The sequence below is a fragment of the Actinoplanes philippinensis genome (assembly GCF_900113015.1).
GTDB lineage: Bacteria > Actinomycetota > Actinomycetes > Mycobacteriales > Micromonosporaceae > Actinoplanes > Actinoplanes philippinensis.
Window position 1 is genome coordinate 66427 of the sequence record NZ_FONV01000006.1, and the last position, 14657, is coordinate 81083.

13 protein-coding genes are annotated in these 14657 nt (G+C 72.8%); 3 read left to right on the forward strand and 10 right to left on the reverse strand.

Annotated elements, in window-relative coordinates; genetic code table 11:
* Positions 1-159 precede the first annotated feature (159 nt).
* From BM290_RS16500 to BM290_RS16515, 4 genes are all read right to left on the reverse strand, one after another.
* On the reverse strand, positions 160-942 hold the full coding sequence (locus BM290_RS16500; protein WP_093614898.1) for a helix-turn-helix domain-containing protein: 783 nt from the start codon (positions 940-942) through the stop codon (positions 160-162).
* Positions 943-1005: 63 nt separating this feature from the next.
* Positions 1006-1392, reverse strand: a complete 387-nt coding sequence (locus BM290_RS16505; RefSeq protein ID WP_093614900.1) for a nuclear transport factor 2 family protein — start codon at positions 1390-1392, stop codon at positions 1006-1008.
* 304 nt (positions 1393-1696) lie between these two features.
* Complete coding sequence (locus tag BM290_RS16510; RefSeq protein ID WP_177319747.1) at positions 1697-3451, reverse strand: GMC oxidoreductase; 1755 nt, start codon at positions 3449-3451, stop codon at positions 1697-1699.
* A gap of 225 nt (positions 3452-3676) precedes the next feature.
* On the reverse strand, positions 3677-4816 hold the full coding sequence (locus tag BM290_RS16515) for a M50 family metallopeptidase (RefSeq protein WP_093614904.1): 1140 nt from the start codon (positions 4814-4816) through the stop codon (positions 3677-3679).
* An 88-nt stretch (positions 4817-4904) separates the two neighbouring features.
* Between BM290_RS16515 and BM290_RS48335 the strand changes: the two genes are divergently transcribed.
* Positions 4905-5174, forward strand: a complete 270-nt coding sequence (locus tag BM290_RS48335; protein WP_177319738.1) for a hypothetical protein — start codon at positions 4905-4907, stop codon at positions 5172-5174.
* 51 nt (positions 5175-5225) lie between these two features.
* On the opposite strand, the gene BM290_RS16525 is transcribed toward BM290_RS48335, so the two are convergent.
* The 6 genes from BM290_RS16525 to BM290_RS16550 form a co-directional block, all read right to left on the reverse strand.
* Positions 5226-6014, reverse strand: coding sequence for a nitroreductase family protein (locus tag BM290_RS16525; RefSeq protein WP_093614908.1), 789 nt, complete (start codon positions 6012-6014; stop codon positions 5226-5228).
* Positions 5998-7683 carry a hypothetical protein gene (locus BM290_RS16530; RefSeq protein WP_143133771.1) on the reverse strand — a complete coding sequence of 562 codons (1686 nt, stop codon included), beginning with the start codon at positions 7681-7683 and terminating at the stop codon, positions 5998-6000. Before BM290_RS16530 ends, BM290_RS16525 begins: the two co-directional genes overlap by 17 nt.
* Complete coding sequence (locus BM290_RS16535; RefSeq protein ID WP_093614912.1) at positions 7680-8324, reverse strand: TOMM precursor leader peptide-binding protein; 645 nt, start codon at positions 8322-8324, stop codon at positions 7680-7682. Before BM290_RS16535 ends, BM290_RS16530 begins: the two co-directional genes overlap by 4 nt.
* A 21-nt stretch (positions 8325-8345) precedes the next feature.
* Complete coding sequence (locus BM290_RS16540; RefSeq protein WP_177319748.1) at positions 8346-9683, reverse strand: YcaO-like family protein; 1338 nt, start codon at positions 9681-9683, stop codon at positions 8346-8348.
* Between the two features lie 356 nt (positions 9684-10039).
* Entirely contained in the window at positions 10040-10606 is a 567-nt protein-coding gene (locus tag BM290_RS16545; protein WP_093614916.1) for a hypothetical protein, read from the reverse strand.
* 53 nt (positions 10607-10659) lie between these two features.
* Positions 10660-11289 (reverse strand): TetR/AcrR family transcriptional regulator, encoded by a 630-nt coding sequence (locus tag BM290_RS16550; RefSeq protein WP_093614918.1) that lies wholly within the window; start codon positions 11287-11289, stop codon positions 10660-10662.
* Between the two features lie 52 nt (positions 11290-11341).
* On the opposite strand from BM290_RS16550, the gene BM290_RS16555 reads away from it, so the two are divergent.
* Positions 11342-13069 (forward strand): acyclic terpene utilization AtuA family protein, encoded by a 1728-nt coding sequence (locus BM290_RS16555; RefSeq protein ID WP_275413205.1) that lies wholly within the window; start codon positions 11342-11344, stop codon positions 13067-13069.
* A gap of 50 nt (positions 13070-13119) precedes the next feature.
* Positions 13120-14655 carry an acyl-CoA carboxylase subunit beta gene (locus BM290_RS16560; RefSeq protein WP_093615708.1) on the forward strand — a complete coding sequence of 512 codons (1536 nt, stop codon included), beginning with the start codon at positions 13120-13122 and terminating at the stop codon, positions 14653-14655.
* Positions 14656-14657 lie beyond the last annotated feature (2 nt).

Below are 14657 nucleotides of genomic sequence, written 5' to 3' on the forward strand. Positions count from 1 at the left end.
CCTGCGCCACCCCGCCGGCCGTTCGCCAGACATCCCTCACGGGCGGGAAGGCGTTACGACCGCGGACAGCCTGCCGTCGGTCGTCAGCCGATTCCAGCTGGCCGGCTGACACATCGCAGTCTCCCTGATCGCCGCCGGGGTCCGGGTTCCCCGGCGGCGCTAGGCCGCGGTGTACACCGCCACCCGTAGGTCGCCCGGGTTGAGCGTGAGCACGTCCAGGTCCAGGTAGAGATCGCCGTGCGCCGGGTTCGGCACGCGCAGCCGGTCCGCGTGGCCGCCGGGGGCCGGTGGCGCGTCCCAGAGCAACGCGAAGTCCGGGCTCAGGGCACGCAGGTCCGTGATCATCGAGGTCAGCTCGGTGTCCGCCGGGTACCGGCGGGCCGTGTCGCGCAGCTCGGCCACGACGGTGGCGCGGAATCCGTCGAGCCGTTTCGGGGCCAGGAAGACGGACGGGCCGGTCTCGGTGAACGCGCGCCAGACCACGTTCCGCCCGCGGCCGGCCTCCGGCACCGTGCACACGTTGGTGTGCCACAACTTGTTGGCCTCCAGCACGGTCCAGCTCGCGTCGCAGACGCAGACCGCGACCTCGGTCAGCCGGTCCAGCATGCGGCGGGCCGTATCGGTGACCTCGCGCGGGACCCGGCGTTCCGGCTGCGGCGTCACGGCGAATCCGGCCAGCGCGCGCAGCCGGGCGTGCTCCTCCGCACCCAGCCGCAGCGCCCGGGCGAGCGCGTCGACCACGCCAGGCGACGGGCGGCGCCGGCCCTGCTCCAGGCGTTTCAGATGTTCCTCGGAGACTCCCGCGAGCCCGGCCAGCTCGTCCCGGCGCAGGCCCGGCACGCGCCGCACGGCGGGCAGCGATGCGGGCACGCCTGCCTCGCCAGGGGTGATCCGCTGCCGCAGGGATCGCAACACTGTTCCGAAGTCGTCGTCCCGCCGCACCGGCCCATTCTGACAGGCGTGGCCGGAACCCCGTTGGTGACAGGCTCCCGGCCACGGCGTGCGTCAGTCGCGGGCGAGGCGCGGGCCGCCCGGTACCGCAGCGCCGACCGCGTCGACCGGCTCCATGTAGAAGCGGGACCGGCGGATCTGTCCGTCACGTACCGTGATGATGATCACGCCGCGTAGGTCCTGGCCCGCAGCCTTGGTGTAGTGCCACTCGCCCCACACCTCGTCGCCGACCTCGACTGCGTTCGTCATCGCGATCGTGATGTCCGGCGACGTTTCGAAGATCATCTCCCAGTTCCGGCGCACCCGGGCCGGGCCGTGCACCTCCCGGGCCGGATGCGCCGGCCATTCACCCACGAAATCCTCGCTGAAGCAGCTCTCCACCGCGTCGAGATCTTGCCCGTTCAACGCGCCGATCAGGCGCTGCACCACATTGTTGCTCATGCCGACCGAAGCTATCCGCGCCGCCGCTCGCCTGCCGGGGCCAGGATGTACCACCCGGAGGCCTGACCCGCCCGAGTGATGAGCGGCTTCGGGGTCCGGCACGGGTCACGGCTCCCCCACCGGGACACATCGGGCGCTGCCGCATCGAGGCATCACCAAATCCTCGGCCGCACAAGCTCCTGCATGGCCACTCACGGTCCGCTGTCGGCAAGCGGAAGGGCGAGCATCACGACATCATCGTCCGGGACGCCACTTCGGAGTCAGTCGGTGCCGGGCGGCCCGCCGGCGTCCGATGCCGAACCGGTCAGCCACCGGTGAGGTGGCGGGCCAGACGCAGGCTCAGCGCGGCCAGCGTGAGTGTGGGGTTGGCGGCCGGTGAGGTCGGGAAGACCGAGTTGTCGCAGGCGTACAGGTTGTCGTATCCGAGGAACCGCAGGTCGGCGTCGACCACCCCGGTCCCGTCATCGGCCATCCGCAGCGTGCCGACCTCGTGGGCGACCCCGCCGAGTCTGGCCGTGGCCAGGTCGAGGTTCTCGCCGGTGACGGCCTCGGCGCCGAAGCTGTCCAGGAGCTGCTTGCCGATGCCGCGTATCTCGTCCAGCACCCCGGGGCCGAGCGGCGCCGGCTGCACGTCGACCAGCACCGGCAGGTGCGGAGGCCCGGACAGGGCGACGCGGTTGCCCGGCACCAGCGGGGTGTTGAGCAGGAAGACGACCTCGCCGAGCATGGCGTCGCCCTTCAGCTCGCGGTGCCGGCGCAGGTTGTCCGGGTCGATGTAGCGGCCCTGGTTGAAGTCGGCGCCCAACTCCAGCACCACGTTGTACGGGTGGCGCCCGGCCGAGGCGTCCCGGTGCCGGGACCAGACCTTCGCCGAGGACTGGGTACGAGACCAGGGGGAGCCGGCCGGGATCGAGAAGTGCGTGAACAGGATCGGGTGATCGGTGATGCCGTGCCCGATGCGGCCGGCCGGCACGTCGAGGCCGGACTGCAGGGCGATCTTCGCCGACTCGATGGTGCCGGCGCTGAGCACGACCGTCGCCGCCAGGTACTGCCTCTGGCGGCGGGCCAGCAGGTCGAAGCATTCGACGCCGATGGCGCGGCCGTCGGCGTGCAGGACCCGCTGGACGGCGTGGTTCAGGTTGATCGTCGGCAGGCGGGCGCCGGGGTCGTCGGCCAGCCGGTCCTCGGTGAGCAGGTCGGCGGTGGAGAACATGCCACCCGGGATGGAGAGCGGGGTGTAGCCCTCGTACTGCACGGCTACCGGCGCGTCCAGGTGGTCGAAGTCGGGAAGCACGGCGCCCAGATGTTGTTTGACGTCCTGCTGGTAGGCCGAGCCGAGCGGACCGTTGCGGTTGAGAGCATCCTCGGCCAGCCGGTACCCCGTGGTCAGCAGGTAGTCCCGGACCGGCTGCGGCCAGCCGGTCAGCTCCCAGGCGCCCATCCGGGGGATCAGACCGCCCCAGAACACCGAACGGCCGCCGAGGTTGAACGCCTGCGCGCCGGCGAAGAACGAGCCGGGGGCGTTGACATAGTTGGCGAAGCTGAAATCGGGGAACAGTCCCCACACGTTCTTGTCGAACCTGCCGATCCGCAGCCGGCGGGGCAGATTCGCCACGTGGGTGGGGAACAGGTAGGAGCCGGCCTCCAGGACCAGCACGTCCGCGCCTGCGTCGCTCAGCTGGTCGGCGAGCAGGCCACCGCCCATTCCCGAGCCGACGACGATCACGTCGTACACGTGCTCCTGGTCGTGGTTCGGCGGAAAGAACAGTTGCTGTACCCGGGAGTTCTCGGTCACGACGGCCGGGACCGGATCGAAGCGCACGGCGTCGTCGCCGAAGTCGAACGGGCCGGGGCCGGCCGGCAGTACGAGGTTCGGGCCGGACATCCAGGTGCCGTCCAGCACGAACTTGAACTCGGCGGGACCGTCCGGCACGACGAACCGCCATGCTCCGTCCTCGAACACGCCGGGGTGGTCCCGGCTCCAGCCGTCACTCGCGGAGCGGACGACCACCGACTCGTCGGGCGGATGGATCTCGGTGAAGTAGCGCACTTGGGCCATGACTTCAGTGCACCCCGGGAGCGGTCGGCCGCGCAGTCGTTGATCCGAACTTCGGCGGACCGGATCAGGACGGCTCAGGTCCGCCGTGCCGCTTGCCACGGGCCTTCCGGCGGAGAGCCGGCGGCCCGGAGGAAGCGAAGTCGTGATCCGGCCGGCTCCCGCCCGGAACGCGCATCGGGTCTCGCCGTCGATACGGCCGAGGAACCCGGCCATACCGACCGCTGGTCAGCTGGTGACGTGGGCGATCAGCCGGTAGTAGTTCATCGCCATCATGGTGAGCAGCATGATCAGGAAGGCGGTGCTGACGAATCCGTACGTGAGGTACAGCCGGCGGCGGGCCGGGGAGACCGATCGGTGGGCCGCGGACAGTGGGATCCGTAGCAGCACGTGTGCCATGTAGGCGTTCGCCCGGTGCCGCAGGTTGAGTTCGCCGATCGCCGCCTCCAGGGCGTGGTTGCCGTCGGTGGGCAGCAGCGGGTTGAGGTTGTTGATGATGACGAACAGCTGGAATCCGAGCAGCCAGCGCACCCCGCCGAAGCCGACCGGGTCGATCAGGATCAGCGTGGCGGACAGTCCCGCCGCGGTGAGGTCGATGATCGGCCCGACGAGCGCCACGCCGATCCGCCCGGCCCGGGACCGGACCCGGTACGCGTCCGTCCGGTCCACGTACGTCAGCGGGATCAGCAGGCAGAACAGCTTCACGCCGGCCTCGCGTACCGGCACGCCGAGCGCCTGGCACACGGTGGCGTGTCCCATCTCGTGCACGGTGGCCTGCACCAGCAGCGCCGTGATCATCATCGTCCAGTCGGGGCCGGTGAAGACGAACGGCGCCGGCAGCACGTACGCCAGCACGACCGCGGTCGCCGCTGCCACGGCCACCAGCAGCGCGATGATCGCGGCGGTCCGGGGGAAGCGGGCCAGCAGCCTGCCCGGGGGGCCGAGCAGCCGGTTGAGGTGGTGTGCCGGGAACCGTACCCGCGGGGTGAGCCGGCCGAGCAGGGTCAGCACCCGCCGGCGGCCGCGTATCTGTTCCGGCGGCAGGGACAGCACCCCGGCGGCGCGCAGGTCCCGCAGGAACGTGACCAGGGCCGGCCCGCGGTCGCGGGGACCGTCCGGCCCGCGTGCCCGGCCCGCCGCGGCCAGCAGGGTCGTTCCGGTCCGGGTGCCGTCCAGCAGTGGCACCAGTCGTGCGCCGGTCCGGCTCAGCCGTACGTACGTGCCGGTGGCGGCGTTGAACAGCAGAGCGTGCCCGTCCGCCCCGTCGACCAGGCTCACCTGCGGAGCGAGCGCGAGAGGTTCGCCGAGCCAGTCCGGCACGTCGAGGTCCGGGGGCGGCGCGGTGCGGCCGACCGGGGGCGTGCTCATGGCACGCCCCCGGATGTGATCAGTGCCGACACCCGTGGCACCCGCCGTGCCCGCCACAGCCGTGACAGCCACCGTGCCCACCGCAGCCGTGGCAACCGCCGTGCCCACCGCAGCCGTGGCAACCGCCGTGCCCGCCACAGCCGTGACAGCCACCGTGCCCACCGCAGCCATGGCAGCCGCCGTGGCCACCGCAGCCGCCGCAACCGTGGCAGCCGCCGGTTCCCAGCAGGGACGCGCTGACGACGGTCGGCAGCTGCTCGACGGTCAGGTCGTCTTCCAGCCAGAGGTCGAGTTCCTCGGCGGTCTCGGGTTTCATCAGCTCACTGCTCATTACCCCAACTCCTTTACGGTCCCGTGACCGTGTTCTCGCCGGTCGGCGGTCTGCCGCCGGCCTGAGCCCGTGACCTGTTCAGGCCGGGCCCAAGTCTGTGGACCGTCCGGGCGGCGCCGGTTCGGTGGCGGGTGGGCGCCCGACGGCGAACGCGAACAGCGCGGCCCGGTGGTATCCGTCAGCGCTCGCGCGTTCCCGCAGGACGTGCGGCAGCAGGCCGGCGAAGACCGTGCCGACGAGGCCGAGGCGCAGCGCTGTCAGCCACGCGGCGTGCCCGGCGGCTCCGGCCCGGGTCAGCAGCAGCCGGTGGCCGTGGCCGCCGTGGCGTTCGAGCGCCGCGGCCAGGTTCCCGGTGATCACCACCAGAGCGGCGGCCTGGGCGAACTCGCGTTGCAGCACCAGCTCCTCGGCCTGCGGGCCGTCCGGCAGGCTCGCCACCCGGCACAGCTGCGACCGGTCCGGCAGGTACCGGTGCAGACCGATGTCCACCCCGGTCACCCGCCACGCCGCGCAGTACAGCTCCAGGTCGACGCCGGCCTCCCGCTCGGCGGCCCACCCGCGGGCGTCCATCCGGTCGGCGGCGGCGAGCAGGGCCGACAGCTCGGCGCCGGAGATCGCTGCCGGTGCGAAGTCGTGAGCCGCGCCGCGTTCCGGCAGCACGTCGGCGAGCCCGGCGCGCGGGGACGCCGGCAGGGGCAGCCGGGTCAGCGGCCCGTCGTCCGGCGGCCGGCGCAGGTGCCCGGGGACGGGTGCGGGCAGCCGGGCGGCGGCCTCGGCGTCCAGCAGGGTGTCGGCCAGCAGTTGTTCGAGCAGCCGCGCCCGGTCGGTCTCGTCGCGGGCCGGGCGGGTCTCAGTGGTGGAGGTCATCGTGGTTCCTCGGGTCGAGGGCGAGCACCGTGGTCACCGGCTCGTCGGCGGGCTCGATGCGCAGCGCCCGGCTCACGGCGGTGTCGTCCCACCGGTCGGCGATGCGGATCGTCACGCGGTGGTCGTCGGCGAGGGCGGTCAGCTGGGCGAGGGCGACGCCGGCGTCGAGGCAGAGGATGCGGTAGGCGAAGTCCTGGTACTTGGCGGCGACCACGCCGAGCGCGCCGGTGAGGGCGATCAGGGCGGCCGGGCGCTGGGCGGCGAGCTGCGGGCAGACCGCCGCGGCGTCGGTCTCCGGCGCGCCCGCCCGGATGCGGGCCAGGCTGTGGTCGCCGCGCTGGTAGAAGTAGCAGCCGGGCGGCAGGCCGGGCACGTCCAGCGCCAGCAGGTAGGCCTGTACGGAGCCGAGGTTCCCACCGGTCGGCGCCCACCGGTTGACCTTGCCGGAGGCGGTCGCCGGTTCGTCCTCGCGCAGGCCGGCGGTACGCCGGAGCAGCACGGCCAGGGTGCCGAGGGTCAATCGTGGCCCGGTGGCCGGCGGTTCGCCGTCGAGCGGGATGCGCGGCGCCGCCAGGTATTCCTTGTTGTATCGCTGCAGGGACAGGTTCGCCGGGCGGTAGTGCGCCTGGTGGTCCTTGAGGTTGAGCCATTCCCGGGGCGGGGCCGCCACGGCCTGCTCGTAGAGGTGGGCAGACGCCGTCGGGGCCGGGGCGCGGGCAGGCAGGCACTGCGGGCAGCCGGGCCGGCGGTAGGCGCCGACCATCGACTGGGTCCAGTCGCCGAGGTCGAAGACGGTGCAGCCGGACGTCGACGGGGTGGAGCCGACCCGGGACAGCAGGTGCACGATCTCGGTCGCGGTCAGCGCCGCCCAGATCGCCGCGCGGGCCGGTGACGGGGTGCCGTCGGGATGCGGCCGGTGGCCGGCGAAGCACTCGTGGCAGCCGGTGTACCGGGCGTTGAACAGTGGCCCGATCTCGGCCGTACGCTCTCCGGCCGCGGTGCGCAGCCAGCTGATGCCGGAGCGGCGGCAGGCCTGGTCCACCGCCGCCATCGCGGCGGTGTCGCCGTCGTCGACGGCGACCAGGAGATCACCGTCGCCGACGGTCTGGCCGGGGCCGGTCCAGCCGTGCGCGTCGACGCCGGCCCCGGCGAGCTCGGCGCGCAGCCGGCCGGCGAGCGGTTCCGGTCCGGCGATCAGCACGCGGGTACGGGCGAGCCGGTCGCAGGCCTCGCCGCGGCTGTGGTTGATCCGGGTGGTGTCCAGGTTGCGGCCCAGGTAGTCGGCCACCTCAGCCGGGATGAGCCCGCTGCCCAGGCCGTCGGGGCCGTCCTGCAGCAGCCCGCTGACGTACAGCAGGGAGATGCAGGCGCGCAGGGCGGTCGCGGTCACGTCGGGGTGTGCCGCGGCCAGTTCGTCCATGGTGTGGGCGCCGTCGAGCGCGGGCAGCAGCCGCGGGATGAGGGTCAGTGCGGCGCGGCCGCGCAGCACGGTCTGGCGGTTGGCGGTGCCGGCGAAGGCCAGGCCGTCGTCGAGCGGGACGCACACCAGGCCGGGCGCCAGGCAGGGCCGGACCGGCATGCTGAACTGGGGGTCGACGGCGACCGCGTAGGCCATGGCGGCGGCGGAGAGCCGCCCGTTCTGCCGGGTGGTGTCGTCGACCTCGATCATGACCACACCCCCTGGAGCAGGGCGGGCAGCCGGTCGTACGAGCGGGTGGTCTCGTCGCGGCCCGACCCGCAGCGTGGGCAGCCGTGCACGCCGACGACCCGGCCGGAGCGCAGTTGCTGGGTGGGCACGTCGATCTGGCGTACCCGGCCGGCCTCGTCGCCCGGCGCGGCCCGGAACCGGTCCACGATCTCGGCCACGCTGGCCGCCGCGAACAGCGCGGTCGCCGTCAGGTATCCGGCCGGCCCGGCCTGCGGGTCGGTGTCGTAGTGCCGGTCGACGGCGGCGCGGATCGTGCGGGCGGTGTCGTGCTGCGCGATCCGGCGGCGGTAGCAGCCGTGGCAGGCGCCCTCGCCGGGGACCACCAGCGGGCCGATCTCCAGGACCGGGTGGTCCAGGACGACCGGCAGCCACGGCCGGCCGGTCCGGAACGCCACGTCGTCGAACTCCTGCTCGATCGCGGGCGCGCGCCGCCACGCCACGAGCACGTCGAGCCGGTCCTCGCGGTCGGGCGCCGGGCGTACGGCGGTCACCGCGCCGGTGGCGTCGATCCCGGCGATGTCGACGTCGCGGCACAGGTCACGCAGCCGCTCGGCGACCGCGTAGCCGAAGGGGCCGAGCGGGGAAACGATCAGATGACACATGCGTGCTCCCGGTGGGTGGCGTCAGGCGAACGGCTGTGGCCAGGCGTTGAGCTCGGCTTCCGGTCTGCTCGGGTGGCCCATCCGCAGCGGCGCCCGGTAGAGCCGGGGGTGGCCCAGGTAGCGGGCGCGGTAGCTGAAGGACAGGGGCTGCAGGCCGGGGACGACCGCCCGCACAACGCTCATCCCGGTCCGCAGCGCCTCGTCCGGGGTGAGATCCACGACGTACGCGTCGAGGTCGCACGCGGCCAGGCGCTCGGCCACCAGGCGCAGGTCGGCGACCGGATCGCCGGTGGACAGCGCCGGCATCTCGGACAGCCGCCGGCGTGCCGGGCTGTCGAGCAGGAAGTCGAAGGCGCCGGCCCGCTGCGGGTCGGACATGTAGGCGGCGCCGTCGGCCACCCCGGTGAACTCGCGCACGTCGTCGCCCGGTGGCGGGGTGCCGTGCAGCGCGACCCGTTCCGACACCGTCTCGCAGATCGCCTTGGCGGCCGCCACCTGCGGGTCGAGGCTGGTGGCGCAGGCGACGACGGTGTGACAGGTGGGGTGGTGCGGTGCGACCGAGACGGCGTACACGGTCGGGATGCCGACGTCGGTGGTGGCGTCGAAGAGGTGGATCGTGAGGTCGCGCCCGGCGGTGAGGTCGAGGTAGCGCTGCAGTTCGGGGCCGACGGTGTCGAGCTCCAGCCGTGGCAGGGCGAGCTGTTGCAGCCAGGTGATGCTGATCGCGTCCCGCTCGATCACCTCGCAGAGCCCTCCGCGGACCGCGACGGCCGGGTCGGGGTGCGCGGCGGAGCCGGTGGAGATGGAACGGGTGAAGCGCTCCCCCGCGTGCGGCGGGAGGTGCATGTACACCAGCACGGCCGGCACCCAGCGCGGCTCGCCGGTGCCCAGGTGCAGTCCCCGGACCCAGCGCATCGGCGCGGTGCGGTCGGGCAGGGTGACCGGGCAGTCCGGGTCGGCCAGCTCGGTCGCCGAACAGCGGGGCACGCTGTCCAGGTCGAGCGCCTCGGCGCCCAGCTCGGCGGCGGTCGCCCAGCGGAACTGCCGCTCGTCGTAGACGCAGTTGGCGTAGCGTTCGAGCGCCTCGGCGACCGCGACGAGCGCGGACCGTTCCGGGTCCACCCCGGTTCCGGTGCCGTCGAGGTTGCCCAGGCACTCCGGTCCGCACAGTCCCGGCAGCACCGCCGAGACCTCGCCGAGCTCGGCCGAGAAGACCGCGAGGGGCGGCTCCGACGGCTCGACCGGCAGCCGGGGTACGTGACTGACCAGGCCACCGAGCGGCGACACCAGTTCCGCCAGCCGGGCGGATCCGGTCGTCTCGGTTTTCGGGTTCGTTGCTGCTGCAGCGATTGCGCTCATGCGCATGTTCGTTCCTGTCCGGTCAGATCCGGCGAAAGATGTCTGAGGGGCGGCCCGCGAGGCTCACCGCGACGGTTCCAACTATGGACCTGCCGACGCCGATTCGCTGTGGTTTGCGGGAGCTACGGCCGGGTAATGTAATTCATCCATTCTGGAGATTAATGTCCGACCTTCCCGCCCGCGGTCCATACACGACCGATAGGCGATGCAGGGAAAACGCCGGGATCCTGCCAGAGGTCTGACGTGGCCGGGCACGTCCCGGGCCGCGGCGGGCACCGTGGCTCGGGACCCCGGGCCGGGCATCCGCGGCGCTGCCCGCGATCAACACCCCGCCGGAAGCGGGGAGGCCTCCTCGATCAGGCGGGCGGGGCGCAGTCCCGGGCGATCTTCGCGAGGCGGGCCGCGGTGTCCGGGCTGATCCGGTGACCGCCGGAGGTGAGCAGCTTGTCCAGCTCGCGGTCGGTGGCGACCAGGCAGGTGGTGGGCACGCCGTTGGTGCTCATGGCGCCCGCCCCGGTGAACGCGAGGACCGGGACGACCGGCACGGTGACGCCGGCCGCGGCGGACAGCGCGTCCGCGGCACGGCTCGCGGCACGGCGCGCCTCCGCGACATAGGACAGTCGCCGCCCGTTGATCTGCACCACGTCACCGACGATCAGGACCCGGAAGAGCCCCTGGTCGGCGACGGTGACCGCATACACCCCGCCGGGCCCGACGGCCAGGAACCCGGCGCGGGCGCCCAGCGGGTCGGCCGGGTCGTGCCGGCGGGACAGGCCGGTCTCCGACCAGTCCACGATGTGCCAGCTCTCGCCGAGGCTGTCGAGCCGGCCGAACGCCCGGGCGCCGGCGACCTCGAGACGCCGGTCGACGAGGTCCGCGCGACGCCGCCGGACCCATTCCGCAGGGGACAGTCGGGGAGACATCCGACCACGGTAGCCCGTTCGCGCACAGCGGTCCCGGACCTCCGCGCGCCGTGTCAGCCGACGGGGGGCCGCAGGCCGATCGCCGAGGCCCAGAGGCGGGAGAGGTGGTCGACCATCTTCTCGGTGTCGAGCGGTTCGCGCAGCTCGTTGATGATCACGGCGACCTGCTCGACCATGCCGCCGAGGGCGATCGCGGTCAGGTGCGGGTCGAGGCCGGGGTCGGCCAGCCCGGCGGTCTGCAGCCGGCGGATGCCCTCCTCGCTGCGGCGCACGTAGAACTCGCGGATCTCCAGGAGCAGGCCGCGCAGGTTGTCGTCGAGGTAGGCGCCGTGCTCGACCATCCGCAACACCTTGGCGGCCTTGCCGGTGGCCGCCAGGTAGCGGCGGTTGGCCTCGACGATCCGCGCATACGGGTCGTCGAGGTCGGGCACCCGGCTCGCGGCGATCATCTCGTCCGCGGCGGCTTTGACGATCTTGCGGAGCAGGTCGTCCTTGGACTCGAAGTAGGTGTAGAAGGTCCCGTACGACACGCCGGCGGCCTGGGTGACGGCCTCGGGCGTGAACCCGGCCCACCCCTGCTCCTCGATGATCTCCCGGCCGGCGGCGATCAGCGCGTCGTGGGTGCGCCGGCCCCGGGCGGTCGCCGGCGCGGTGGGCGCGGGGTTCGTTCGGGCACGTCCCATCGGGCCCCCTCTCGTTACTTGACTACTTTGTCAGAAAGTCTAGGGTGACGGTGTGTTGAGCCGCACCCTGCGTACGATCCGCATCGGGAACTGCTCGGGCTTCTACGGCGACCGCTTCTCGGCGATGGCGCAGATGCTCGACGGCGGCCCGCTGGACTACCTGACCGGCGACTACCTGGCCGAGCTGACCATGCTCATCCTGGGCCGCGACCGGCAGAAGGACCCGTCGCTCGGCTACGCGAAGACGTTCCTGCGCCAGCTGGCCGGCAGCCTGGCCGTGGCCCGCGAGCGCGGGGTCCGGATCGTGACCAACGCGGGCGGCCTCAACCCGGCCGGGCTCGCCCAGGCCGTCCGCGCCCTGGCCGCGGAGCAGGGCGTCGAGGTCGCGGTCGCCCACGTGCAGGGCGACGACCTGATCGGGCAGGCCACGGCGCACGGCTGGGCGGGGGCGCTGACCGCCAACGCGTATCTCGGCGCCTTCGGCATCGCCGAGGCGCTCACCGCGGGCGCCGACATCGTCGTGACCGGCCGGGTCACCGACGCGGCGCTCACGCTCGGGCCGGCGATCGCCGAGTTCGGCTGGGGGCGCACCGACTTCGACCTGCTGGCCGCCGGGGTCGTCGCCGGGCACGTCCTGGAGTGCGGCACGCAGGCCACCGGCGGCAACTTCTCCGGCTTCGCCACGATCGACACCAGCCGGCCGCTGGGCTTCCCGCTGGCCGAGCTGAGCGCCGACGGCACCGCCGTGATCACCAAACATCCCGGCACCGGCGGCGCGGTCACCGTCGACACGGTCACCGCGCAGTTGGTGTACGAGGTGGGCGGCCCCTACTACGCCAATCCCGATGTGACCGCACGCCTGGACACCGTCGAGCTACGGCAGGACGGACCCGACCGGGTGACGATCACGTCGGTCCGCGGCGCCGCCCCGCCCCCGGCGACGAAGATCGCCCTCAACAGCGCCGGTGGATGGCGCAACAGCGTCGAGTTCGTCCTGACCGGCCTGGACATCGAGGAGAAGGCCGACTGGGTGCGCCGGCAGATGACCGAGGCGCTCAGCGCACGGCCGCCCGCCCAGCTGGTATGGGATCTGGCGCGCACCGATCATGACGATCCGGCCACCGAGGCGGCGGCGTCGGCGGTGCTGCGCTGCCACGTCAAGGACCCGGATCCGGCCGTCGTGGGCCGCGCGTTCAGCAGCGCCGCCGTGGAGCTGGCGCTGGCGTCCTACCCGGGGTTCCACGTGCCCGCGCCACCGGGCGCCGGCACCCCGTTCGGGATCTACCGCGCCGCCTATCTGCCGCAGGAGTCGGTGCCGCATGTGGTGGTCCACCCGGACGGGACGCGGGTCGACATCGGGCCGCCACCGGTCACCGCGGACGTGCCGGACGAGACGGCGCCCCGGCCGGATGCGGCGCGCTCCGACCGTACAACCAAGGAATTGCCGTTGGGTCGTCTGGTTTTCGCCCGGTCCGGAGACAAGGGCGGCACCGCGAACGTCGGGGTCTGGATCCCGTCGGGCCACCCCCGGCGCGCCGAGGCGTACGCGTGGTTGCGGCAGTGGCTGACGCCGGAGGTCGTCGCCCAGCTGCTTCCGGAGGCGGCCGCGCTCGGCGTCGAGGTCTTCGCGCTGCCGAACCTGAGCGCCGTCAACATCGTGATCGACGGACTCCTCGGTGCCGGTGTCGCCTCGTCCACCCGTTTCGATCCGCAGGCCAAAGCCGTCGGCGAGTGGCTGCGCGCGCGTGTCGTGACCCTGCCTGAGGAGCTTGTCCCGTGAGAACCAGCGTCGATGCCACGTCGCCCGGCTACGCCGCCAACCGGGAGGTGATGCTGGAACGCGTCGCCGACCTCGCGGCGCAGCAGGCCGCGGCCCTGGCCGGCGGCGGGCCCAAGGCCGTCGAGCGGCATCACCGGCGGGGCAAGCTGACCGCCCGGGAGCGCGTCGAGCTGCTGATCGATCCCGACTCGCCGTTCCTGGAGCTGGGCGTCCTGGCCGGCTGGGGCACCGACTTCGCCGTCGGTGGCTCGGTGGTCACCGGCCTGGGCGTGATCGAGGGCGTCGAGTGCCTGATCATCGCCCACGACCCGACGGTCAAGGGCGGCGCGTCCAACCCGGTGACCGTCCGCAAGATCTTCCGCGCCAACCAGATCGCCGCCGAGAACCGGCTGCCCACCGTCACGCTCGTCGAGTCCGGCGGGGCGGACCTGCAGACCCAGAAGGACATCTTCATCCCCGGTGGCGCGGTGTTCCGCAATCTCACCGCCGCCAGCGCCGACCGCCGGCCCACCATCGCGCTGGTGTTCGGCAACTCCACGGCCGGTGGCGCGTACGTGCCGGGCATGAGCGACTACACCGTCATGGTCAAGGACGGCGCCAAGGTCTTCCTCGGCGGGCCGCCGCTGGTCAAGATGGCCACCGGCGAGGAGTCCGACGACGAGTCGCTCGGCGGGGCCGAGATGCACGCGCGCACGTCCGGGCTCGCCGACTACCTGGCCGCCGACGAGCTGGACGCGCTGCGGATCGGGCGTTCCATCGTGCGCCGGCTCAACTGGCGAAAGCTCGGGCCACCACCCCGCCGGGGGTACGCCGAACCGCTGCTCGACACCGAGGAACTGCTCGGCATCGTCCCGTCCGACCTCAAGGTCCCGTTCGATCCGCGCGAGGTCATCGGCCGCATCGTCGACGGCAGCGAGTTCGACGAGTTCAAACCGCTCTACGGCACGTCCCTGGTGACCGGCTGGGCGCAGTTGCACGGCTACCCGATCGGCATTCTCGCCAACGCCCAGGGCGTGCTGTTCAGCCAGGAGGCGCAGAAGGCGGCCCAGTTCATCCAGCTGGCCAACCAGAGCGACACACCGCTGCTGTTCCTGCACAACACCACGGGCTACATGGTCGGCGCCCAGTACGAGCAGGGCGGCATCATCAAACACGGCGCCCAGATGATCAACGCGGTGTCGAACTCCACCGTCCCGCACCTGTCGGTGGTGATGGGCGCGTCGTACGGGGCCGGCAACTACGGCATGAGCGGCCGCGCGTACGACCCGCGGTTCATGTTCAGCTGGGCCGGCGCCAAGTCGGCGGTGATGGGCCCGGCACAGCTCGCCGGCGTCATCTCGATCGTGTCGCAGCAGGCCGCCGCGGCCCGCGGGGCGCCGTTCGACGAACAAGCCGACGCCGCGATGCGGGCCCTGGTGGAGAAGCAGGTCGAGGAGCAGTCGCTGGCCTACTTCACCTCCGGCCTCGGCTACGACGACGGTGTCATCGACCCGCGCGACACCCGCACGATCCTCGGCATCTGCCTGTCCGCGATCCACAGCGCGCCGGTGGCGGGCGCCCGCGGCTACGGCGTCTTCCGGCTGTGAAG